Annotated in this window: 24 protein-coding genes, 2 tRNA genes and 1 pseudogene (1 of these 27 cut by a window edge); 15 read left to right on the top strand and 12 right to left on the bottom strand. The window is 45.0% G+C overall.

Annotation, left to right across the window (positions count from 1 at the left end):
- Positions 1–106: 106 nt before the first annotated feature.
- Positions 107–1,111 carry a type I glyceraldehyde-3-phosphate dehydrogenase gene (locus tag COU47_02895; protein ID PIR69497.1) on the bottom strand — a complete coding sequence of 335 codons (1,005 nt, stop codon included), beginning with the start codon at positions 1,109–1,111 and terminating at the stop codon, positions 107–109.
- Between the two features lie 235 nt (positions 1,112–1,346).
- Here COU47_02895 and COU47_02890 point away from each other — a divergent pair, with 235 nt between their 5' ends.
- Entirely contained in the window at positions 1,347–1,895 is a 549-nt protein-coding gene (locus tag COU47_02890) for a hypothetical protein (protein PIR69496.1), read from the top strand.
- 32 nt (positions 1,896–1,927) lie between these two features.
- On the opposite strand, the gene COU47_02885 is transcribed toward COU47_02890, so the two are convergent.
- From COU47_02885 to COU47_02870, 4 genes are all read right to left on the bottom strand, one after another.
- Positions 1,928–2,863, bottom strand: coding sequence for a hypothetical protein (locus tag COU47_02885; protein ID PIR69495.1), 936 nt, complete (start codon positions 2,861–2,863; stop codon positions 1,928–1,930).
- 55 nt (positions 2,864–2,918) lie between these two features.
- On the bottom strand, positions 2,919–3,680 hold the full coding sequence (locus COU47_02880; GenBank protein PIR69494.1) for a cytochrome C biogenesis protein: 762 nt from the start codon (positions 3,678–3,680) through the stop codon (positions 2,919–2,921).
- A gap of 151 nt (positions 3,681–3,831) precedes the next feature.
- A tRNA-Ala gene (locus tag COU47_02875) sits at positions 3,832–3,905 on the bottom strand.
- Positions 3,906–4,013: 108 nt separating this feature from the next.
- Positions 4,014–4,196, bottom strand: a complete 183-nt coding sequence (locus COU47_02870) for a hypothetical protein (protein PIR69493.1) — start codon at positions 4,194–4,196, stop codon at positions 4,014–4,016.
- Between the two features lie 284 nt (positions 4,197–4,480).
- On the opposite strand from COU47_02870, the gene COU47_02865 reads away from it, so the two are divergent.
- Positions 4,481–4,924 (top strand): hypothetical protein, encoded by a 444-nt coding sequence (locus COU47_02865; GenBank protein ID PIR69492.1) that lies wholly within the window; start codon positions 4,481–4,483, stop codon positions 4,922–4,924.
- A gap of 63 nt (positions 4,925–4,987) precedes the next feature.
- Here the strand turns inward: COU47_02865 and COU47_02860 are convergent, their stop codons facing one another.
- Positions 4,988–6,625, bottom strand: a complete 1,638-nt coding sequence (locus COU47_02860; protein ID PIR69491.1) for a methylmalonyl-CoA mutase — start codon at positions 6,623–6,625, stop codon at positions 4,988–4,990.
- 38 nt (positions 6,626–6,663) lie between these two features.
- On the opposite strand from COU47_02860, the gene COU47_02855 reads away from it, so the two are divergent.
- Both COU47_02855 and COU47_02850 read left to right on the top strand, forming a co-directional pair.
- Complete coding sequence (locus COU47_02855) at positions 6,664–7,815, top strand: hypothetical protein (protein PIR69490.1); 1,152 nt, start codon at positions 6,664–6,666, stop codon at positions 7,813–7,815.
- A gap of 47 nt (positions 7,816–7,862) precedes the next feature.
- Positions 7,863–8,324 carry a hypothetical protein gene (locus COU47_02850; protein PIR69489.1) on the top strand — a complete coding sequence of 154 codons (462 nt, stop codon included), beginning with the start codon at positions 7,863–7,865 and terminating at the stop codon, positions 8,322–8,324.
- A 25-nt stretch (positions 8,325–8,349) separates the two neighbouring features.
- Here COU47_02850 and COU47_02845 read toward each other — a convergent pair whose 3' ends face one another.
- The gene (locus COU47_02845; protein ID PIR69488.1) at positions 8,350–9,483 is read right to left on the bottom strand and encodes a hypothetical protein; all 1,134 of its coding nucleotides are present in this window, start codon (positions 9,481–9,483) and stop codon (positions 8,350–8,352) included.
- A 49-nt stretch (positions 9,484–9,532) separates the two neighbouring features.
- Positions 9,533–9,883 carry a hypothetical protein gene (locus COU47_02840; GenBank protein PIR69487.1) on the bottom strand — a complete coding sequence of 117 codons (351 nt, stop codon included), beginning with the start codon at positions 9,881–9,883 and terminating at the stop codon, positions 9,533–9,535.
- Between COU47_02840 and COU47_02835 the strand changes: the two genes are divergently transcribed.
- Positions 9,882–11,321 (top strand): serine--tRNA ligase, encoded by a 1,440-nt coding sequence (locus tag COU47_02835; protein PIR69486.1) that lies wholly within the window; start codon positions 9,882–9,884, stop codon positions 11,319–11,321. The genes COU47_02840 and COU47_02835 overlap by 2 nt on opposite strands.
- Before the next feature lie 23 nt (positions 11,322–11,344).
- Positions 11,345–12,157 carry a hypothetical protein gene (locus tag COU47_02830; GenBank protein ID PIR69485.1) on the top strand — a complete coding sequence of 271 codons (813 nt, stop codon included), beginning with the start codon at positions 11,345–11,347 and terminating at the stop codon, positions 12,155–12,157.
- A gap of 31 nt (positions 12,158–12,188) precedes the next feature.
- On the opposite strand, the gene COU47_02825 is transcribed toward COU47_02830, so the two are convergent.
- On the bottom strand, positions 12,189–12,704 hold the full coding sequence (locus COU47_02825; GenBank protein PIR69484.1) for a hypothetical protein: 516 nt from the start codon (positions 12,702–12,704) through the stop codon (positions 12,189–12,191).
- A gap of 236 nt (positions 12,705–12,940) precedes the next feature.
- Between COU47_02825 and COU47_02820 the strand changes: the two genes are divergently transcribed.
- Together COU47_02820 and COU47_02815 are read left to right on the top strand one after the other, a co-directional pair.
- On the top strand, positions 12,941–13,522 hold the full coding sequence (locus tag COU47_02820) for a hypothetical protein (GenBank protein ID PIR69483.1): 582 nt from the start codon (positions 12,941–12,943) through the stop codon (positions 13,520–13,522).
- Between the two features lie 130 nt (positions 13,523–13,652).
- A complete protein-coding gene (locus tag COU47_02815; protein ID PIR69482.1) occupies positions 13,653–14,375 on the top strand; it encodes a hypothetical protein in 723 nt (240 codons plus the stop codon).
- Positions 14,376–14,534: 159 nt separating this feature from the next.
- Here the strand turns inward: COU47_02815 and COU47_02810 are convergent.
- Positions 14,535–14,609 (bottom strand) — tRNA-Ile (locus COU47_02810).
- 57 nt (positions 14,610–14,666) lie between these two features.
- Between COU47_02810 and COU47_02805 the strand changes: the two genes are divergently transcribed.
- Complete coding sequence (locus tag COU47_02805) at positions 14,667–14,915, top strand: metal-binding protein (GenBank protein ID PIR69481.1); 249 nt, start codon at positions 14,667–14,669, stop codon at positions 14,913–14,915.
- A 36-nt stretch (positions 14,916–14,951) separates the two neighbouring features.
- Here COU47_02805 and COU47_02800 read toward each other — a convergent pair whose 3' ends face one another.
- Positions 14,952–15,884, bottom strand: a complete 933-nt coding sequence (locus COU47_02800) for a hypothetical protein (GenBank protein ID PIR69480.1) — start codon at positions 15,882–15,884, stop codon at positions 14,952–14,954.
- 199 nt (positions 15,885–16,083) lie between these two features.
- Between COU47_02800 and COU47_02795 the strand changes: the two genes are divergently transcribed.
- The 5 genes from COU47_02795 to COU47_02775 all read left to right on the top strand — a co-directional run bounded on the left by COU47_02795 (position 16,084) and on the right by COU47_02775 (position 20,010).
- Complete coding sequence (locus tag COU47_02795) at positions 16,084–16,401, top strand: RNA-binding protein (protein ID PIR69479.1); 318 nt, start codon at positions 16,084–16,086, stop codon at positions 16,399–16,401.
- A 124-nt stretch (positions 16,402–16,525) separates the two neighbouring features.
- Entirely contained in the window at positions 16,526–17,203 is a 678-nt protein-coding gene (locus COU47_02790) for a tRNA (guanosine(37)-N1)-methyltransferase TrmD (GenBank protein ID PIR69524.1), read from the top strand.
- Between the two features lie 56 nt (positions 17,204–17,259).
- Positions 17,260–17,931 carry a hypothetical protein gene (locus COU47_02785; GenBank protein PIR69478.1) on the top strand — a complete coding sequence of 224 codons (672 nt, stop codon included), beginning with the start codon at positions 17,260–17,262 and terminating at the stop codon, positions 17,929–17,931.
- Between the two features lie 146 nt (positions 17,932–18,077).
- Positions 18,078–18,998 carry a hypothetical protein gene (locus COU47_02780; GenBank protein ID PIR69477.1) on the top strand — a complete coding sequence of 307 codons (921 nt, stop codon included), beginning with the start codon at positions 18,078–18,080 and terminating at the stop codon, positions 18,996–18,998.
- A gap of 1 nt (position 18,999) precedes the next feature.
- A complete protein-coding gene (locus COU47_02775) occupies positions 19,000–20,010 on the top strand; it encodes a hypothetical protein (GenBank protein ID PIR69476.1) in 1,011 nt (336 codons plus the stop codon).
- A gap of 8 nt (positions 20,011–20,018) precedes the next feature.
- Here the strand turns inward: COU47_02775 and COU47_02770 are convergent, their stop codons facing one another.
- On the bottom strand, positions 20,019–20,468 hold the full coding sequence (locus COU47_02770; protein PIR69475.1) for a hypothetical protein: 450 nt from the start codon (positions 20,466–20,468) through the stop codon (positions 20,019–20,021).
- A gap of 178 nt (positions 20,469–20,646) precedes the next feature.
- Between COU47_02770 and COU47_02765 the strand changes: the two are divergent.
- Positions 20,647–21,452: pseudogene (locus COU47_02765) on the top strand (hypothetical protein); it runs 1,447 nt beyond the window's last position.

Raw genomic sequence — 21,452 nt, 5'->3', positions numbered from 1 at the left:
CGGACACAAAGTGCGCTTCACGCCTATGTACATAAATTGTAATGCTATTATCCATAAAATGTATTTTATATAAATCGTGTTCACTATTTCTAGCGTGATTCATATATTAAAGCAATGACCGCAATGACTCAATGTGTTTAATGAGCATCGCGCAATAACCCCATTCATTGTCATACCACGAAAGTATTTTTACGAGGTCGCCATCAACAACGCGCGTAAACGAAGGCTCCACAATAGAACCGAAGGGCTGCCCAAGAACATCCGACGATACAAGCGGCTCGTCAGTGACATGGATTATTCCTTTCCATTCTTTACTGCCTGCGGCTTTCCGCAAAATATCGTTTACCTCCCCTACAGTCGTCTTTTTTTCGGATAAGAATGTAAAGTCAATGATAGACCCCGCAATAACCGGCACGCGCATGGAAATGCCGTCAAACTTCCCCTTTGTTTCTGGTATCGCCTTTTCAACAGCGTTCGCAGCTCCCGTGTGCGAGGGGACGATATTCATTGCCGCTGCTCTCCCGCGCGTAAAATCTTTTGTCTGCGGCCCGTCAACGAGCGCTTGCGTTGCGGTATACCCATGCACGGTGCTTAAAACCGCCTTTTTCACTCCAAGCGACTTCATCATAATACTCATAACGGGAGTGGTCGCATTTGTTGTACATGACGCATTTGAAGATATCTGCCCCTCTTTCAAAAAATCAATGCCCACATTCGGTGTTGCGGTCTTTGTTTCGCCGTCATCTTTCGCAGGAGCCGATATCACCACGCGTTTTGCGCCCGCATCTAAATGCGCCTTCGCTTTTTCATATGAAGTAAAAAATCCCGTTGACTCCACCACAACATCAACCCTCATCTCTTTCCACGGAAGCTGCGACGGGTCTTTTTCCTGCAGAAAGCGGACATGGTTTCCCCCTATAGAGAACCCGTCTCCTTCGCGTTTTGCCTCTTTATCAAACCGCCGATATACCGAGTCGTATTTTAAGAGATATAAAAGATTGTCTGCATCCCCCAAATCATTCACTGCAACAATATTAAAATCGTCATGGCCAAATGCCTGACGGAAAAATACGCGGCCAATCCGGCCAAATCCATTGATTGCGATATTCATATATACAACAAGCTTAATAAATAATAGGATGTGTTTGACAAAACAAGTACATTATCTATGATAATACAAAATTAAAAAAAGGCTAAAACGATTCTGGGATACAGAATTGTTTGCCCGAATTTCGTTTAAACGGGATTCCAGGGAGAAGCATGTGGTTCGTTCTTTATTATTCTCTATATCTTGTATCGCTGTTGTTCTTTTATGTGTCCGCACAGAAGCCTATGGAGTATCCGCAATGCCGGGCGTTCCTGTGCCTGATGCGCAGAAGCATGAAGCGCCAAAACTCGAGTCGGGACACACAAAGCCCCTGACATGCGAATCGTTTGAAGCGCAAATCAAAAAAGACACCGCCGAAATAAACAAATTTTGGGAAGGAGACTTTTTTCTCCATAAGCGCGATCTTTGGGCAATAGCAGTTTCTTTGCGTCTTATCGCAAATGCTGAAGCATACCTTGATGAATGCGCTCCCCAAAAAACACTGACTGACCAGGAATGCGCTCTTATCAAGAATGACTTCTTTCTGCAGCTCCGTGCTGCAGAAATGGAAGAGAAACATGATGTCACTCAAACTAATTACGCGACACGGGTACGCGCGAATGCTGTAACGCTTGCATGCTTTGCCCCCGGCTCGTTCAAGCCCTCTCCTGATATGTGCCGGACATGGAAAGCACAGCAAAGCAAGAAGTTACAAGAAGCGAACAAAACGGGAGACAGAGACCCCATGATTATGTTTTCTGTTACCTCAACCACATACGGATTTTTATATAGAACATTTTGCAAATAAAAAATACCGAGCCAGGGCCCGGTATTTTTATATTACTCATTCCGATGAGCTTTCTCCTTTTGCTGTATGTATTGATATGCGGAGAGCGCCGCTTTCACCGCATCCCCCACAGAAATATTATTTTGCTTATACATTTCGTCCGTTACATCCCCAGCTGCCCAAATGCCGTCTTTCGAAGTTGCCGCTGTTTTGTGATCAATGGTTATCTCGCCGTATTTGTTCTTCTCTACCAAGTCTCCCAAAAACTCCGAGTTCGGAACCGCGCCGATCTCCACAAAAATACCGGTAACATCCAGTGTTTTTTCTTCTCCGCTCACTTTGTCTTTGTATTTTAGCCCTGTAACAAATTTATCCCCAATGACTTCAAGTGTTTGTGCATTTGTTATCGCTCCCTTAAATTTGTCTGATTTTTTTATTGCTTCAAATGTTATGGGGTCTCCTTTAATGGTGTCCGCGTATTCTAAAAGATAAATCTCGGACGCATACGGAATAAGATCACGGACCGCTTCAAGTCCCGCATTTCCTCCGCCGACAACCGCAACTTTCTGTCCCGCAAATACCGGCGCATCACATGTGGAACAATACGCCACTCCCTTGCCATTAAATTCTTCTTCCCCGGGAATGCCGAGCTTGCGCCTCCGCGAACCGCTGGTAACGATAATGGTATGCGTATCGTATGAGCCTTTGTCTGTCGTTACCTTAAACCCGCCTTCTATTTCTTCCACTTTCTCTGCCCGCTCCGTTTTGATATCAATGCCCTCCTGAGCACGCGCGTGCTTTTCAAGATTTGAGGCAAGCTCCGAACCGGGAATGCTTACAGTCCCTATCCAGTTAAAAATTTCCGCAGAGACTGCCGATTGCCCGCCGAATGATTCGGCGATGGTGAGTGTTTTTAATTTTTTGCGTGCCGCATACACCGTTGCCGCAACCCCTCCGGGACCTCCGCCGATAACTATTGTGTCGTACATATAAAAAATGGACTTAATAAATAATGAGTCTTTCTATTATACAAGATATGCTGGCCTAGAGAAAATCTAAGAGACTTTTTTCGTATTGAAGCGGCTCAAGCAAACGGTACCCCCACGAAATAAACAGCGCAAATTTATCAAGTATAAGCAAAAATCCTATGAGAACAAGAAATGCCCCTGCAATCCATGAGATAATGAAGAGCATCTTTTGGGATTTCTCTATCCAACGCGCGGCACGACTGTATGCAAGAGATACAATCATAAACGGCACCGCAAGCCCTGCCGAAAATACCAACAGCAACACGCCGCCAGAAAATGCCGTTGTCTGTGTTCCTGCAAGAATAAGAATAGAACCAAGAACCGGACCCACGCAGGGCGTCCATCCGAATGCAAACGCACTACCCACGAGCAAGGAACTGAACGGACTCCCGGGACGGAACCATCTTCCTACGCCAAACGAATGCTTCTGGGCAAGTTGCGGGAATGGGATTGCACCCAACAAAAATAACCCGAAAACAATAATAAGCGCCCCGCCGATACGCGAAAGCAAAATACGTGAAGCCCCCAAGAATGCGGATCCTAAAAATCCTACAAGCACCCCAAACGCGATAAAAATAAGACTAAAGCCAGCGACATACGCGATGCTGTTTATAAATATTTTTCTTCTCCGCGCACCTGACGAGAGCTCCTCCTTACCCGAAGACACCCCGCTTATAAAGCCGATGTACGCCGGAATGAGCGGCAATGTACAAGGCGCAAGAAATGTAACAAGCCCCGCGATAAACGCAGGCACAAGAAGCGCTCCGAAATCATACATATTCCATAGTACCACGCCGTAAACGGCTCACACCCCGTGTGAGCCGTTTACTAAGGCTTTGCCACAATGCGCAGTATGCCCTATCCAGCTACCACCCGCGGCAAAATAAAAAAACCGCCCCGTTTCTTAGAAGAAGCGATTCGGTTTTTTGTTGTGGACCCGCGGAGAATCGAACTCCGGCCTACCGGATGCAAACCGGTCGTTTTACCACTGAACTACGGGCCCGCATGAAATCATTTTGCACGGTTTTCTGTGCCCTGTCAAAAGAAAAGCCCACACCGTGGGCCTTTGTATCGAATGTATTACGAAAAATAAAAAAGTGCAGACACGCTATCACGCAAACGGGATAAACAACGGATACCCCATCATCACAAGCACCCCATCTTCGTAAATCTCAAAATACGGCATGGGCCCGCCCTCCTGTTCTTCGTGACAGATATACAGCTGCCCCTCCTCTAAATCTCCTCGTGACACGGTTGCGTCGCTCACGCGGACCCCTAAATCTCTTCCTTTCATGAGAACCTCCTCACAGCATTGATTCATATTATAGAATAGCATCCGCATACTCTCCATTTCAAAATAAAAAGCGAGGCAAAAGCCCCGCTTTAAAATGCCTTTTTAAATACAAACATAATAATCTGTGTATGCATTTGTTCTTTTGGAGCGAAATAATAAGATTATTTTTGAAAAAATCAACCACGCCGCATCCATCAAATGATTGACAAAGATATTAAAAAATTATATAATCCATTCTAAATAGGTTCACTTCTTTAAAACGCTTACAATAAGGAGGTAATTATATGAGCAAAGAAACACCACAAGCTTATATAGAAGATGACGCAGAAGAAAAAAAACCTCCCTTCGAGATAACCATCTCCGAACACGGAAACGAAAAAGTGCTTCACATCACAAATCCAGGCTGGAAAGAAACTCAGACATTTGAGTCTCATTTTCCTAAAGACGGAGTTCCGCTTTTTGACTTGGAAACAAAAAAGCTGAAAGAAACATTTTCACCGGAAGAAATCAGGGGGCTGTATGAACATTTTTTAAGCAAAAACCCTTCGTATGACTCACTGATAAAAATGCATGGGCTAAGTTCGATCGCTGAGTTTTCAAGAATGAAAAAGAATGAACAGGAGCTGATGATTCAATTCCTTAACGCAGGACATACGAAAGACGATGCAAAGCGTCTTGCATGCATGCCGGAAGCGGAACGGGCAAAAGAACTCGGGAAGGAGAAATGATATGCGTCATATCTTTACCACGTAAAAAGAGCTCCAATGTATCGGAGCTCTTTTGCTTTTCATTTATATATATCCGGGATCGTGATACACGCCGTATGCATTACGGAAGACATCACTAATCTCCCCTACAGTAGCGTAGACACGCACAGCGTCAACAATCAACGGGATAAGGTTTTCTTTTTTTTCTGCAGACCGCTGGATGGCGTTGAGAGCTTTCTTTACCTGCCTACTGCTCCGCTCCTTTTTTACTGCACGAAGCCGCGCCATCTGCTGGCGCTCAATACTTTCATCCACTTTGTGTAACGGAATAGAACGGACTTCTTCGGTGACATACTTATTCACCCCAACGACAACTTTTTCACCCGCATTCTTTTTTCGCTCATACTCATACGCTGCGTTTGCAATTTCTTTCTGCGGGAATCCCTGCTCTATCGCCCGGATCATCCCGCCCATCTCGTCTATCTTTTCGATATATGCATACGCCTCTTCTGCGATACGGTCGGTCATGTGTTCTACCGCGTAACTCCCCGCAAGCGGATCTATTAAGTTGGGTACGCCTGTCTCCTCAGCAATTATCTGCTGGGTGCGAAGCGCGACGGTTACCGCTTCTTGGGTAGGAAGTGACAGCGTTTCGTCCATAGAATTTGTATGAAGCGACTGCGTCCCTCCGAGCACTCCCGCAAGCGCCTGAAGCGCGACGCGCGCTACATTATTCACTGGCTGTTGCGCGGTAAGCGTAACGCCGGCAGTCTGTGCGTGTGTCCGGAGCATCATTGACTTTGGAAGCTTCGCGCCAAAACGGTATTTCATAATTTCGGCCCACATGCGCCGCGCTGCCCTGAACTTTGCTATTTCTTCAAAGAAACTATTATGCACATCAAAAAAGAATGATAGCTGGGGAGCAAAGCTATCTACAGGCATGCCGCGATGCATGCACTCGTCCACATAACAGATGCCATCAGCAAGCGTAAACGCAAGCTCTTGCGCCGCAGTAGATCCCGCTTCGCGTATGTGGTAGCCGGAAATAGAAACCGGGTGCCACCGCGGAGCATTCTTCGCGCAAAATTCTATCGTATCTACGACAAGTCTTACTGAAGGTGCCGGCGGACATATCCATTCGCGCTGCGCAATAAATTCCTTTAGCATATCGTTTTGGAGTGTCCCGCCAAGCGCCGTCCATGGAATGCCGCGTTTTTCAGCAACCGCAAGATACATAGCAAACACAATAGTAGCGGTTGCGTTAATGGTCATTGATACGGTCACCTGATCGAGCGGTATGTTGTTGAATAGCTCCTCAACATCCGCAAGAGAAGAGACCGAAACGCCCTCCTTGCCAACTTCGCCCCGCGACATATCGTGGTCAGCATCATAGCCCATAAGCGTAGGCATATCAAACGCAGTTGAAAGTCCCGTTTGCCCTTCTTTCAAGAGATGACGGAACCGTTCGTTTGTATCTTTTGGAGAGCCGAATCCCGCAAACTGCCGCATAGTCCAGAGCTTGCCGCGGTACATTGTGGCATAGACTCCCCGCGTGTATGGGAAACTGCCCGGTATTTCTTTGTCTTTGCCGACAATATAGCCTTTTTCTCGTATGTCGTTTTTCATGCGATTCTCCTTATAGTGCTCGCGTTTCCATCTCTTCGTGCTTGCAGGCATACCGGTAACATGTACCAATCCATCGTTGCGTGCCCCGCATCTCATTTATCAAAGAATTAACCGGTCGCCAATAAAATGATTCCTTGCCACACTTTGGACAGAATTCTCCGGTGTGCCACGCATCAAAGCGCTTTAATATCCATATACCCAAACTCGAAAGCTCCCATATCGCCCGAAAGCAAAGCACAAAAGCCGAAAAAACAACCCCAAAGAGAACGAATAGTGTCCAGCTGCATACAAGCACAAGCTTGTTGGCTATATCCATATCTTTTCCTCCCGCATCTATGTTAAAAATCCGCACATATGATACCATACAATATATGCTTAGTAAATCTCGCACATCGCCAAAAGATGTCTTTGTGCATCTCTTAATGATAGGAACACTCTACGCGAGCGTTATAAGTTTTATTGCGCTATGGTTCCAATACATCAATTATTATTTTCCGGATGTGCTTGATTACGCAGGCGCTCTGCCGGGGGCCGCACGGAGTGCTATGGCAACGCTCATTATCGTCTTCCCTGTTTTTCTTTTTCTTTCTCATCTTTTGCAGAACGAATTTAAAGCGCATGCCGAAAAATCAAAATCGCGCCTTCGTAAATGGCTTTTATCGTTTACTTTATTTGTCGCCGCAATTGTTATTATCGTTGACCTAGTAACACTCATCCAAAGTTTTCTTGCGGGAGAATTAACCAGCCGCTTTCTTTTAAAAAATCTCATTGTGCTCATTGTTACCGGCGTTATCTTTGGATATTATCTACGCCAGCTACGGAAAGAAAAATCTGCCCTCTCCAAACGGGAACGCGTATTTGTGTGGGCGGTATCGATTTCCGTGATCTGTTCGGTTGCGTTCGGATTTTTCATCGTAGGCTCGCCTGCTACCCAGCGCGTAGTTCAGCTAGACCAAGAACGTATCTGGAATCTCCAAACGCTCCAATCCCAAATCGTATTTTACTACCAGCAAAAGGGTGTGCTGCCCGAAACTCTTGCTTTGCTCCGGGACGATATTTCGGGATTCGTTCCCCCGCATGATCCGGAAAGCGGTGAAGCGTACGAATACCAAAAGGCAGACGAACTCTCTTTTATGCTCTGCGCAGACTTTAAGATTGAAAATATGGTTTCAAGCAAAGTATCATCTCGCTACATAAGCTCTTTTGATAATTGGGATCATGGGGTAGGATATACTTGTTTTACCCGGACTATCGACCCTGAGCTCTATCCGGTACGGGAACGGTAAAAGCAGACGTTCTTTGTCATATATACAGAAAAGGAGGTGCACATACTATGAGCGAGCGCCTGTCCATCGCGGCTATTCTTGCAGTGCCTATCGACAAAGATGACGATTCTTTAAATGTCACTCTGCAAGTGCTGACATTTACATCTTCTTCGCCCGAAGAATCAGATGATATTATAGATCAATACATAGGAACATTGTTTTCTCCGGTCGCCTGGACCGTTACAAAAGCATCGTCGCAGTTTTCTTATCCGGACATACAAAACACACTCGCAGAGTTAAAGTATGCGCGGATATTTTCTGCTGGATTGGTGCTTATGCTCCCGCAAACAGCAGAAACAAAATATCACCTCTCTGCCTTGCTTTTATACGCAACATCAGAACAACAAGCAAAAACCGCAGCTCTCTCGCATGCTGCCGAACATTTTCCGCTCTTTGAGGACTTTGTACTGAAAATGGAAGAACTGCCCTCCGACATATACGAGCGTATTAAAACATCAAACGCGCAATAACATCCCGTATATACTGCGGGATTTTTTATCGGGAAATAATTCTGTCTATATTACTTTCTATATCACCCGGAAATACTCCGCGCTTTACAGCAATCTGTGCGTTAAATGCTGATATTCTCTGCTGTATTTCGTTAGCAATAGTAATATTTTGTTCGCGATCCAGAATAAAGCGCCCCGTGCGTGTCTCTACTTCGTCAGCAAACACAAGATACTCTTCATATTCAGAAAGCATCATGCGGGCAATCTCTTCCTGTCCTTCCCCTAGCCGATCAAATGCGGCAATCCTGCTCTCCGCTCCCGCAAACAGTACATCAAGAACAAACTCCGGATCAATCGGTATCATGTTGCGTGATAGCGATATCTGGACGCCTATCAGCTGCTCCTTTAATGCATGTATAGTCCCCCCGACTTCACCCGACGGATACTTCGGTGAGCGCTGAATCTCGTCAAATGACTCAAGTGCTCGGGTAATGTCATTAGATAAGAGAACTAAAAATTCTTTTGAAGGCGATTCCTCATGCAGTGCGGCAGACGCAAGCACAGCAAACAGGTCTTTTATATGCCCGGTGATAATCGCGGTTTCATATTGACGGCCGCGTTCTACTTCTATTTTTAGTCTTGCAAGCCGTTCCCGGATAGACGCAAAACCCAGCTCCGATGCTATAAGCGCGTCGGCATCTGCGGTTTCAAACAACAAACGCTTTTGGCGTTTCCGATCCTCTTCAAAAGACATCTCAATAGAAACGCGCATCTCTTCGGAAACCGTATCGAGTACCTCCTCGAACACGACAAAATGCTTTGCTACAGATTCGAGAAGCGCAACACGCGCCATCGCAGTATGCTCGCGGTCAACTTCTGTTTCCGCTTTTTGTACATAAGAATCAAACGCTGCTATTGTGTCTTCTGTTTTTTGATGGCGTTCGCCGGCAAGTACTGACGCTTCGCTCAACCGTTCTTCGGCAAGAATAATAAAGCGTGTTATTTTTGCTTCTCTCCCAAATGTAAAAATCGTTCCTATTGATTCCCCCATCCGCTCAAATATATAGAGCGGGTTTTTTGCGGTCATCCCCGCAGATGGTAACACCGAAAATTGCGCATACGCAATCACGGCGCACAAACACCCGGCACAGATGCCATACACATATCTCATATTTTTCATTATAGAGAATTTGCGCGCCAAAGAAAAAACCTTCCCCCAAAAGAGAAGGTTATTGGATATAATTCAGAATGACGATGTCGTTTACATATTCTGCCCGTATCCCGAGCCGCTGCGCCTCTCCGCGCTCCCAGGTGGCACCCATTGATGTCTGCCAATTCGGCATAAAATACATCCGGTATATAAACCCTGACTCAAATATGGGCCGATAAAACTCTTCGAGCAGCTGTATCCCGCCTTTATACGACGGCCAGGTCTTCATTTTGAATAATTTATTTTCAAAAAACATCTGGCTGAATATCCTTACTCTTTCGTCACGAAGCGCGTCTATCACCGCATGAAACCGTTCGAGATTCTTTTCTACTGAACCCGAACCGCCCGTCGATATCGGACCACACACCATGCTAATTGGCCGGGGCATCTGCCGGAGCACGCGGAGCGCAACATCTGCAAGATCGCTGAATGTTTGCGCGCGTTCTATATCTTCCAAGTCTTTTACATGCGCATGGATGTCCATAAGCGACCTCCTATTTTGCGTAGAAATTTTACATACAGTAGTATATACTGAACCTATGCTGGACATCAAATTTATACGAGAAAACCCCGATATCATAAAAGAAGCTGCGCGCAAAAAGCGTGTAGATTTTAATGTGTCCAAACTCATTGACCTGGATAAAAAACGGCGCGAATCGCTAACCGAAGTGGAAAAACTCCGCTCACTCCAGAACAAAGCATCCGACACCGTAGCGCACATTGATGACGAAACAAAAAAGAAAGCGGCAATTGAGGACCTCCGCGAGATAAAAGAAAAACTTACAAAAAAAGAAACTGAACTTAAAAAAATAGCGCCCGAATGGGAAAAACTGATGTACGATGTTCCAAATATTCCCGATCTCTCCGTACCCGAAGGCGCAACTGACGAAGAAAATACAGAAGTACGCAAAAGCACCGAACCAAAACCATTTGATTTTACCCCAAAAACACATGTTGACCTCCTGGAATCACTTAACCTCGCTGATCTTGAGCGTGGCACGAAAGTGTCGGGCTTCCGAGGATATTTTTTAAAGAACGAGGCAAGTCTGCTGTCGCTTGCACTTTGGCAATTTACGATGGCGCACATGACAAAAAAGGGATACGAGCCCATATTCACCCCCGCCCTCGTACGCGAAGAAAATCTCATTGGTACCGGGCATTTTCCGCAAGCGCGGGAGGATGTTTACAAGCTTGCCGATGATAACTTGTACCTTGCAGCAACCGCAGAGGTCCCGCTTATGGGATATTATCGCGATGAAATACTTGAAGAAAACATATTACCGAAAAAATTCATTGCATTCTCTCCCTGTTATCGGCGCGAGGCGGGTTCGCACGGGAAGGATACAAAAGGCATCTACCGCCTGCATGAATTTTTTAAAGCAGAACAACTGATTTTTGCGCCAAACAACCATGAACAATCCGTAGAACTTCACGAAGAGCTCACCAAAAATGCAGAAGAAGTGCTGCAAACGCTTGAACTGCCGTACCGCGTTGTCACGGTTGTCGCAGGCCAATTAGGCCGTGCGCATGTGAAAACTTACGATCTTGAGGTATGGATACCATCCGAAAAACGCTACCGCGAATCGCATTCGTCTTCGTATTATCATGACTTCCAGACGCGGCGGCTGAATATCCGCTATCGTGATAAGAACGGCGAGACTCGGTTTTGCCACTCGCTTAACAACACCGCTATCGCAACACCGCGCATTCTCATCTCGATACTTGAAAACTATCAGCAAAAAGATGGGAGCGTCCGCATCCCCTCGGTGCTTCAAGAATATATAGGGAAGGATACAATCCGTCCATAATCGCTTACAAAAGGCCCGCGTGTATGAGAAAAGACCCCCTCCGCCGGTCACGGCGCCTGAAACGAAATAGATTTTTTGGACGTCTCGTATTCGTAAGCGGCGGGATATTTGTGTTTGGAGCGCTAATCGTGGGATTTTTCCATATCCCCTATTTCTCCATAGCCGATATTTCCACTGAAGGCGTACGGACACTCCCAGAAGAAAATATCCAGCATGCCATACGCGCGCACCTTCAAGAAAAAACCTGGGGCATTCTTCCCCACAAGAATTTTTTTGTTTTTCTCCTCACCGTCCCCCGTCTGGAACAAACGCTTATGCAGGAGTTCCCGAAAATAGAATCCTTAACAATAAAAAAGCGCCCACCTCATGCTGTTGCCATATCATTTGCAGAGCGATCCATTTGGGCAACGCTTTGTAAAGCATCGTCATGCTTCTACCTTGATAAAGGAGGATTTGTATTCGGAAAATCATCACGCATTTCGGGCTCCCTTTTCTTCGCGATAGAAGACATGCGCGACACTAACTATGATGTGGGGGCATACATTATCGCGCCGGAAAAATTGCAGAGCATCCAAACGCTCCTGGAGCGCATAGAAACAGTATCGGGGGCCTCTTTCGAAACGCTAACGCTTTCAGGGTCAGACGACCTTATTGCAAAATACGAAGCAGTTACGAAAGACGGCTGGAGCATTATTTTTGACTCAAAAACAGACACCGGCATCGCCATACAGAATTTTATTTCGGCATACGACGGCCTACTGAAACAAGATCTCGCGGGCCTGGAATACATAGATCTCCGGCTTGAGAACAAGATATTTTATAAATATAGAGATTAAAGGTATATTTATACAACCACATTAACATCTCTTAGGTACGGTTATACAATTTTTTTAGTTTTATAAGCCCTCGATGCACTTGCACGGCAACAGCGTTTCTTGACTGTCCAGTGATTAGAGATATTTCTTTAAGGGAAAGATCTTGCGCATATCGCATACGCATCACTTTCTCGTACTTTGTAGGAAGGTATTGAATGAGGAGCAATACTGCTTTGCCGTCAAAAAAATTAAAAATGCGTTCAAAATGGTTAAAACTGGGCTCAAACCCTTTTTCGAGGAGAGCATCGAGTGAGGATGTTTTGCGCTTACGATATTCATCTATAATGAGCTGGTTCAGGATGTGATATAAAAATGGCTTCATCAAATCAACCTTCCCGCCTTTGACGAGATACGCCCAGGTTTTTGTAAAGGTGTTCTGGACCAAATCTTGACCAGTCGCATGGTTATGTGTCTTAAAAAAGGCATATGAATTCATGCCTCGCTCATAGTCGTGGTGTGCTGCAGTCAAGACTCCTCCTCGTTCAATTTTTTGCTTCGGGGTCATCATACAAGTTAAGCCGAGTATAAGGTCATTCCATTACAGAACTATTACAGAGACTCGATAATACTTAAGAATATCGGTAAATCAAGCGCAGATATCGTCTTGTGTGGATTTCTACCTATCACAGAAGCATTACAGCAATACCTAGTCAATGAAGATACACTCTGGCATTGAGTGTAGCACGCATACATCTTTATAGCGAGCCTTTGTAACAACATCGGCTTTCTGGCGGCATCTGCTGTATGGGAAAAAATAAAAAAACCGCAGAACAAGCACATGCCAAAATCGGAGTTGACTTCGTAAGTCATTTTTGGGAAAAGAGCTGGACATACATTAAGACCGTGGTCGATGTTGTGCGCGAGCCAGTCCTGATTTTAGATAAAAATTTTCGCGTGATGTCTGCTAACGAGTCTTTCTATCGAGTGTTTCAGGTTGATCCAAAAGACACTGAACAAAAAAATGTGTATGAGCTGGGAAACGGACAGTGGAATATTCCTGCTTTACGGAAACTACTCGAAGATATTCTACCCAAAAATACATTTTTCAAGGGATTTGAAGTTACTCATGAGTTTCCTTCGATCGGTCACAAGACCATGATTTTAAACGCCCGCCAAATTCATGTGAAAGAGGACGCCTCTTTTCCGCAAATCATACTTCTTGCCATGGAAGATGTCACAGAAATGATGGGCGTTGCTGAAATGCTTGCCCACCACACAAAACAGTTTGAGATAAAAACCGGGGAACGCATTGAGAATTTGGAAATCCATATCAAAAAACTTGAGAAAGAGGTCAACGAACTCAAAAATAAGTCTCAAGACCGATAGAAAGGTAGTTGTAATGATGGCTGTAATAGGACGGTGCTCGGATCGGCATTATACATGTAGAGATTAAACATAAAGGTCGATTGTGTAAAACGCCTCAATAATCTCTGAAATTAGTATAAACAATAAGCATATGAACAAAACAATGAATCTAGAAAAAAATATGTCGCGCTTCGGCCTCCTCTCTAGTGTAACTGTAATGGCAATATTTGCCGTCATGTTTATCGGAATTCAAAATACCTCCGCCGCGATAACAAGTCAGTTAGATATGGGCGATCACGGCCCAGAAGTTACTGAACTTCAGACATACCTCGCGACAAATGCGAGCATCTATCCCGAAGGGCTGGTCACTGGATATTTCGGTCAGCTTACCAAAGCTGCGGTAGAGAGATTCCAGACAGCACAGGGAATTATTTCCCAAGGCACACCAGCAACAACTGGGTACGGCCGCGTTGGACCGTTGACGCAAGCTGCCATTAATACAAAGCTAGCGAATAGCGGAAATCCTAATCCTAGTGGAGATGTGCATGCTCCCACAATCAGGAGTGTGGATGTAAACACCGACAACAATGGTTCATCCATAACCTGGACTGCAAGCGAAGCCTCCATGGGAAAAGTCTACTACAGCACATCGCCAATCAACATAAGCAATACATTTGATTCAACGGGTGTATTCTCAGGCGAGCCTGTAGTAAGTGGGACTCTAGCTCAGTACGATGGTCTTGCTCGCGTCACTCACACAGTAAACATCAATAATCTCACACCGAATACAACATACTTCTATTTGGTGGTGGTATTTGATTCATCAAAAAACGTGAGTATTACATCGCCAGCTTCTTTCCGCACAACGCAATAATTGACCCGGAAAATAAAATTCAGGAAGCTGGAAACAAAATCCACACCATACAAACGAAACTCCAGCGACTTCGGAAGCGGCGCGAATGCCCTGCAAAATCAGTGGACGGCTGTTCTAGCCGTCCACGACCTGGCTCTCAAAAACCTAAAAGTTTTGTGTTGGTGGGCGCGGAAGGAATCGAACCTTCCACCTCTGTCTTATCAGGACAGCGTTCTACCACTGAACTACGCGCCCAAAAGAATATACAGTATATAATAGTGTCGTTCTTTTATTTTTTCAATAGAAATACTGATGCGGGAAAATCCAGTGAAGAAAAAGAAAAGATATAAGATACTCAAAAACGGTAAATTTATAGAAAGTACTACGCCGGGGAAATACGCGGGATGGGCTCCCAGAAAAATATTCGGGAGAATGGACTGCGAATCGGGCATGCGAATGCTTAAAAAGAATCGCGTGTTTTTGCATACCTATGAAGAAACAATTGCGCAGGACTACCACTCATGCAAAAAATGCAGACCGACACCAGACGATGCCTATTAAAAATAATCCCCTCACCTAGAAGGAGGGGGATTTTGTTCAATCTTGTAGCACGCCTTGCATATCCGGCAAATATTTTTGGAACGCTTCAAATAACTTTTTTGCGTTCCTGTCGTGGCGTAACCACGCCTGATACATCTGCGGAAAATAGCGAGTATATGCGGTATCTAATACTAATCCCGCGTTATTAAACACATTGGGGCATTGATTGAATGTTTTTGGCGGAGGAGTGATAGATGAACACTCATTACGCAGAAGATAAAAAAATCCTGCTTTGCGGGTAGTTGCCTCTTCCTCAGTAATGGCAGAATAGCGGTATTCTTTATACAGTAAATCCAGCTTTTCATAGTACTTATTAACGATAAGTGCTTTTTGCAAAAAGAGTGTGGGCTCAAGTAGCAAGTCCTGGTATATTCGTGAATCTTCTCCGTATGTTTCCCGGGCAAAGTCTATAGCCATAGCCATGGCCATCATGGTTGCGGCGGCTTCATCTATATCAGGCTTTTTTCTTGCCTCTTCGGGAATCTCTTCGTGATAGTCCTCGTGGAACACGACAAATATGAACCGCTCAAGGGTACTTTCAAGAAGCGACCTCGTGACCGGTGTGTTGTTGCGCGCGATTGCTTCTACCCGATATACAAAAATATCGTTTTCCGAAACATCAAAACCGCATCCCTTTTCTGTTCCTCTCATAAAACTCATCCCAAAATAGGTCCGCGGCAGAGAAAATTTTCCCGTAGCGTAGCATAAGTAATATGCGTCTTGAGAGCTATTATTTTGGAAATTTCTTCCGCTTTTGCGAAAGCCTATCTTGCGCTCAAACGCTTTTAATTCTTCCAATACGCTGTCGCGCGAAGAACCCTCAGAAACATCCGCCGCGTACGCCGTGCCATAAGAGAACAGGAGATACGCAAAAACGGATATGCATAATAAAAGAAACAGCGCCCTCTGTAGTAAAATATCCATGCTCATTCAGCACTCCTTGTGAATGTCCTTCATCACAAGCATATATTAAAGCTCCCGCATCAACAACACCCCCAACTCTGCGCATAAGCACTTATGTGTGGGGTTGACTTTAAAGCCTTTCTTTGCTATAATGGCGAACATGGTAGTATGGTCGAACTACTGCATTGAATGAAAATTCCAATAAGCAATTAATCCTTACGATTATATGGCTAAGAACTTAGATCAGGATTTTCTCGAATTTGTTGTAAAGTCGCTTGTTGACAATCCTTCGGATGTCAAAGTTGAGCGCAAGGTTGATGAAATGGGAGTTCTTTTAACCCTTCACATCAATGCTGCGGACATGGGTAAAATCCTTGGCCGCCAAGGAAACACAGCAAAGTCTATCCGGACACTCTTGCGAATCGTGGGCCTTAAAAATAATGCCCGCGTAAACCTCAAGATTGCCGAGCCGGAAGGAGGAAAGGGTCCTCGAGCAACCCGAGAAACATCCATGGACGAAGTAATGGACGACTTGAAGCTCTAACTTGTCCAAACACCCTTTGAAAGCGTCTTAGAACAACCTATTACTTTTCTAAAGTAATCAAAAAAACAAAAATCCCTCGCACCACGCAAGGGATTTTTGTTTATAGATGCAATATACTAAACATATGCGATTCGATATCATCACCATCTTTCCAAGACTATTTGATCCGTACATACACGAGTCTATATTGAAGCGCGCGCAAAAAAAGAAGCTTGTGGACATTCGCCTGCATGACCTGCGCGATTTTACAAAAGATACACACAAAAAAGTAGACGACAAGGCATACGGAGGCGGTCCCGGCATGGTACTCAAAGCGGAACCGATACTCAAAGCAGTCATAAAAGCCGCGCAAAAAAATAAAAAGCCTCTTGTTATTTTTACCTCAGCTACGGGGAAGCAATTTAACGCGGAACTCGCGAAAAAACTCTCAAAACAAAAACAACTCATTATTATCGCGGGCCGTTACGAAGGCATTGATGAGCGCGCAAAAAAAGCACTTCGTACATACTACACGGTGCAAGAAATATCAGCCGGGCCATATGTGCTTACCGGCGGTGAATTGCCCGCTCTTATACTGATAGACGCTATAAGCCGTCACATTCCCGGCGTACTTGGGAAAAACGAATCAATAGAAGAAACGCGAGGCGGCATCGGCATCCCCGCTTATACCCGCCCCGAAGCATTTATATTCAAAAAAAAGCCGTATCAAGTTCCGAATATACTCCTTTCGGGTGACCATAAAAAGATACACGAATGGAGAAAAAGGCACATAAAACGCCCCACAAACATTGACAAGAGATAAAAAATGGGATAAAATCTCTTACAAATATTAACAACCCAAACAAGGAGGTGATGAGAATGAAAAAATTGCTTTCTCTCGCTTTCCTCTTATTCTTTTCGCTGTGTTTTGCGAGTAAAAGCAACGCCACCGCCATTATAGGCATTATTGGTGAAAACGGAACTATGTATATGGGCGCAGATGATGCCCTCACCGCAGGCACTGCGATCATCCGTCACAAAAATCAAAAAATATTTGTTTTAAAAAATGGCGAAGAAGGGCAAGAACCTCTCATTATCGGTTCATCCGGCTCAGCAAGGAAGGGACAGCTCATAGAATATATGCCTATCCCAAAACACGACCCCAAACAAAGTACGCATCAATATATAACCATAACACTCACGGAAGCCATCAAGAAAACATTACGAGAAAACAATGAATTAATCATCGAAGCAGACGGAACGGTAAGACAGAGCGGACTCATTCTTGTTGCCTACAAAGGAAAACTGTTCCGTATCGGAGTCGCGTTCAGCGTCACTGAACAGCCAGGTTACGCCGCGATTGGTTCGGGGGCTGCATACTGTCTCGGCTCGCTTGAAACCACAAACTATATAGCCTCACTTGGACCAGCGGAACGGATACTGCTCGGGTTGCGTGCCGCATCTGCGCGCGTCACTACAGTGGTTCCTCCATTCCATATATTTATTGTGGATTCGGCAGGCGTTATAGAAACACACACGATAAAGGAATAAGAGAAAACCTAAATCCCGCAAGGCACACCACCCTGCGGGATTTTTTTACCCACATTAAGGGAAAGTAAACGGCTCACACCCCCGTGTGAGCCGTTTAGCACAGGACCTCGTTTACCCCCGCGAATCTGCAGGGTATACTAATATATATGCTCTGGATACCAATCGCGGTCAGCGCGTATTTTTTTCTGGCACTTGTAGCTATAGTAGACAAAAAACTCCTCACAAATAGGGTCCCCGAGCCTATCTCATATGCATTTTATGTGGGTCTTTTGAATATCGTTACCCTTATCCTGGTACCCTTCGGATTCACTATTCTTGACGGTCCTCTCCTCCTTTTTGCGCTTACCGCAGGGTTTTCATTTGTTATTGCTATTTATTTTTTATACACGACGCTCCGCCATTCTGAAGCATCGCGCGCGATACCGCTTATCGGCGCAACAACGCCGCTTTTCATATTATTTTTTACGACAGTTCTCTCAAAAACCCACCTTACCATCTATGAGTTCTCTGCAATCGGCCTTTTTATCGCGGGAGGGCTTTTTCTTTCCATCCAACAAAACCACGCTGACCCGCTTTTCCGGATAACTCATGACCAAGTAAACATCAAAGTTGTTGTGCCCGGAATCCTCGCGGCATTCTTTTTTGCATGCTCTTTTTTTCTCACCGAAGAAGTCTTTAATCATTCTACATTCATCTCCGCGTTCATCTGGATGCGCCTAGGGAATGTTATCGCCGCAATCTTCATATTTACTTTGCCAAGCGCGCGAAGAGTAATTTTGCACACATCACGCAAACTCCTCCCCTCCTCAAAAACGATATTCCTTGCGAACCAAGTGCTTGGCGGAACCGGAAATATTCTTCTTAACATTGCCATTTTTCTCGGACCGGTAGCAGTGATCAATGCCATGCAGGGTGTTGAGTATTTCTTCATTTTCTTGATAGCGCTTTTCCTCACCGCATTTTACCCACGGATACTACGCGAATCCATAAGTCCACGCGCTCTTTTAGGCAAACTGGCTGGGATATTCTTTATCGCAGCAGGCTTTGTGCTCCTCTTTCTCCAATAATATGGGATATATAAAAACACACAAGATACTTACAATAGTGGGACTCTTCTTTTTTTTGTTGCTCATTGTGTATAGCGTGCTTGCGGCGTTTACCCCCGTTAAAAAAACAAAAGCATACGGCATCACCTTTTCTGCGTTTTATGCCGAACGGTTCGGCATCGATTGGAAGGAGGCATACACCGCCATCCTTGATGACCTTGGCGCCCGCAATATCCGCCTGTCCGCATATTGGAACGAAGTAGAACCCATAGAAAATGTATTTGATTTTTCGAATCTTGATTGGCAAATCCAGGAGGCCGAAAGACGAAATGCTCGCATCATTCTTGCTATCGGAAAAAAACTCCCTCGCTGGCCGGAGTGCCACGTTCCCGAATGGATAGAGGAGCTTGCTCCCGAAGACCGGCACGAAAAACTTCTGCACTATATTGCTGAAGTAGTTCTTCGCTATAAAGACTCCTCCGCCATCACTCTTTGGCAAATCGAAAACGAGCCGTTCTTGCCGTTTGGTGAATGCATACATACGACTGAAGAAGAGCTAGAAAACGAGCTCGCGCTCGTGCGCGGACTTGATTCCCGTCCTATACTTTTGAGCGGTTCAGGGGAATTTTCATTATGGACGAAAGAATTGCGGCGCGCTGATGTCTTTGGTTCAACTATGTATCGTACGGTATGGGATGACCGTCTCAAAAGGCATATTACCTACCCATTCCCTGCATCCTGGTATCGCGCGAAACAAACACTCGCGCGCCTATTCGGAGGCAACAAACCGATGCTCGTTATAGAACTACAGGGAGAATCGTGGAACAAAAAAATGACATACGAACTCCCTGTAGAAGCACAATATATATCTATGAACCCCGAACAATTCCAAGCTGTTCTTTCGTACGCCTCGCATACCGGCTTTGATACCTTTTATCTGTGGGGTGTTGAGTGGTGGTATTGGCTTAAAACAACACAAAATGACCCGCGTATGTGGGACATTGCAAAAACAGCTCTAAGCTCTGTCCGATAGAGCCTCCTTTATATAAAAGAGAGGAGAACTACCAAAATGGCGCTCGTATAATACTGAACTGGAAATGGACCTATCCAGCGTTTATGCCACGGGATATAGCGCGGGTTGAACTTTCTTATACCGTAATGAGGATTGAAAACAAACCACAAAAAATCTTCGAGGACCCAGAATATCAAAAAGCCGGTTAGAATGTCTGCCTCTAAAGAAATACTCCATGCAACATCCCAAAAGAGCGGTCCATGGTACGCAGTGAGCACAAACGCCCAAAAAGCTATATGATAGCCGGTCACGTCACTTTGGTTAAATAATAGGCGAAACATCTTCCCATGCCATTTCTTGGGATTTGAACGCCATGTAGGAAGATTTTTTGCCCAGCCCGCAGAACCTTCTATTTGAATTTCTAACAGCGCCGCAACAATCGCAGTTATAGCAATGAACAATAAAAACGATGTGGTCATATATCCACTATATCCGTTTTTGGATAACATAGAAAATCTTGTGCACAGGCCTAGGGCTTTAAAGTGAGGTGTGTGCTATATAATAAAAACAAAGGTTGTTTCCCATAAACATAATATTATTTTTTGTATTGTCGTATCTTTTTTACTGATGCGCTTTTATTATTAGCTTTACATGTTCATGAAAAATGTTTTATATAAAACATCTATTTTAAGTACGCTTGGTCTTTTTGTATATGCGCTTTTTTTTGCACAGCATGCATATGCAATTACTCCCTCACAAATCAATGACAGGATCACCGTAAACACAGGAAATACCGAACTCGCACTGAATGTTCGAACAACAGCGAATGGCACAATTACAGGACAGCAATTAACTGGTGCGGTCGGAACCGTTATTGGCGGGCCTCAATCAGTAGGAGTACACACATGGTGGCAGGTCAATTTTGATTCGGGGGTGGACGGATGGGTGGCCTCGGGTTTTACCGAATTAATCTCGCCTCCCACGGTAGATATACAGGTAAACAATAATAACGGGCCTGTGAACATTGAACACAATTCTCCGGCAACCATTAGTTGGTCATCTCAAAATGCTACCTCCTGCACCGCGTCAGGAGCCTGGACAGGACCAAAAAGCGTTTCTGGCTCTGAAGTAATAGAAAACCTTACAACATCAGGTACATTCACGCTCACCTGCACAGGAGCAGGTGGATCAGCAGCTGACAGCGTTACTGTAAACGCAACTGCTCCACCGCCTTCAACAACATTTTCAGCAAATGACCGCGTAGAAGTGACATCAGGACCCCTAAATATTCGAAGCTGTCCAGGAACATCGTGTTCTACACTTGGCACTCAGACAACAGGAGCGCTTGGGACAGTGACTGGAGGAGCAACATATGCAAGCGGATATTATTGGTGGCAGATCAATTTTGATTCTGGAGCAGACGGATGGGCAGTTGAAAATTATTTGGCAAAATATACTGCACC

Source organism: Candidatus Niyogibacteria bacterium CG10_big_fil_rev_8_21_14_0_10_46_36, assembly GCA_002772995.1.
GTDB lineage: Bacteria > Patescibacteriota > Minisyncoccia > 1-14-0-10-42-19 > 1-14-0-10-42-19 > 1-14-0-10-46-36.
Note: the sequence above shows the minus strand (reverse complement) of the source record. Positions and strands in the feature narration are given on the sequence as shown.

Excerpts from the sequence above, each read along its gene's own strand:
- COU47_02795 (PIR69479.1), top strand. The coding sequence starts at position 16,084 with ATGGCTAAGAACTTAGATCAGGATTTTCTCGAATTTGTTGTAAAGTCG.
- COU47_02895 (PIR69497.1), bottom strand. The coding sequence starts at position 1,111 with ATGAATATCGCAATCAATGGATTTGGCCGGATTGGCCGCGTATTTTTC.
- COU47_02805 (PIR69481.1), top strand. The coding sequence starts at position 14,667 with ATGCGGGAAAATCCAGTGAAGAAAAAGAAAAGATATAAGATACTCAAA.
- COU47_02890 (PIR69496.1), top strand. The coding sequence starts at position 1,347 with ATGCCGGGCGTTCCTGTGCCTGATGCGCAGAAGCATGAAGCGCCAAAA.
- COU47_02825 (PIR69484.1), bottom strand. The coding sequence starts at position 12,704 with ATGATGACCCCGAAGCAAAAAATTGAACGAGGAGGAGTCTTGACTGCA.
- COU47_02820 (PIR69483.1), top strand. The coding sequence starts at position 12,941 with ATGGGAAAAAATAAAAAAACCGCAGAACAAGCACATGCCAAAATCGGA.
- COU47_02860 (PIR69491.1), bottom strand. The coding sequence starts at position 6,625 with ATGAGATGCGGGGCACGCAACGATGGATTGGTACATGTTACCGGTATG.
- COU47_02885 (PIR69495.1), bottom strand. The coding sequence starts at position 2,863 with ATGTACGACACAATAGTTATCGGCGGAGGTCCCGGAGGGGTTGCGGCA.
- COU47_02830 (PIR69485.1), top strand. The coding sequence starts at position 11,345 with ATGAGAAAAGACCCCCTCCGCCGGTCACGGCGCCTGAAACGAAATAGA.
- COU47_02835 (PIR69486.1), top strand. The coding sequence starts at position 9,882 with ATGCTAATTGGCCGGGGCATCTGCCGGAGCACGCGGAGCGCAACATCT.
- COU47_02845 (PIR69488.1), bottom strand. The coding sequence starts at position 9,483 with ATGAAAAATATGAGATATGTGTATGGCATCTGTGCCGGGTGTTTGTGC.
- COU47_02780 (PIR69477.1), top strand. The coding sequence starts at position 18,078 with ATGCTCTGGATACCAATCGCGGTCAGCGCGTATTTTTTTCTGGCACTT.
- COU47_02850 (PIR69489.1), top strand. The coding sequence starts at position 7,863 with ATGAGCGAGCGCCTGTCCATCGCGGCTATTCTTGCAGTGCCTATCGAC.
- COU47_02865 (PIR69492.1), top strand. The coding sequence starts at position 4,481 with ATGAGCAAAGAAACACCACAAGCTTATATAGAAGATGACGCAGAAGAA.
- COU47_02880 (PIR69494.1), bottom strand. The coding sequence starts at position 3,680 with ATGTATGATTTCGGAGCGCTTCTTGTGCCTGCGTTTATCGCGGGGCTT.
- COU47_02790 (PIR69524.1), top strand. The coding sequence starts at position 16,526 with ATGCGATTCGATATCATCACCATCTTTCCAAGACTATTTGATCCGTAC.
- COU47_02870 (PIR69493.1), bottom strand. The coding sequence starts at position 4,196 with ATGAAAGGAAGAGATTTAGGGGTCCGCGTGAGCGACGCAACCGTGTCA.
- COU47_02785 (PIR69478.1), top strand. The coding sequence starts at position 17,260 with ATGAAAAAATTGCTTTCTCTCGCTTTCCTCTTATTCTTTTCGCTGTGT.
- COU47_02770 (PIR69475.1), bottom strand. The coding sequence starts at position 20,468 with ATGACCACATCGTTTTTATTGTTCATTGCTATAACTGCGATTGTTGCG.
- COU47_02775 (PIR69476.1), top strand. The coding sequence starts at position 19,000 with ATGGGATATATAAAAACACACAAGATACTTACAATAGTGGGACTCTTC.
- COU47_02815 (PIR69482.1), top strand. The coding sequence starts at position 13,653 with ATGAACAAAACAATGAATCTAGAAAAAAATATGTCGCGCTTCGGCCTC.
- COU47_02840 (PIR69487.1), bottom strand. The coding sequence starts at position 9,883 with ATGGTGTGTGGTCCGATATCGACGGGCGGTTCGGGTTCAGTAGAAAAG.
- COU47_02800 (PIR69480.1), bottom strand. The coding sequence starts at position 15,884 with ATGAGCATGGATATTTTACTACAGAGGGCGCTGTTTCTTTTATTATGC.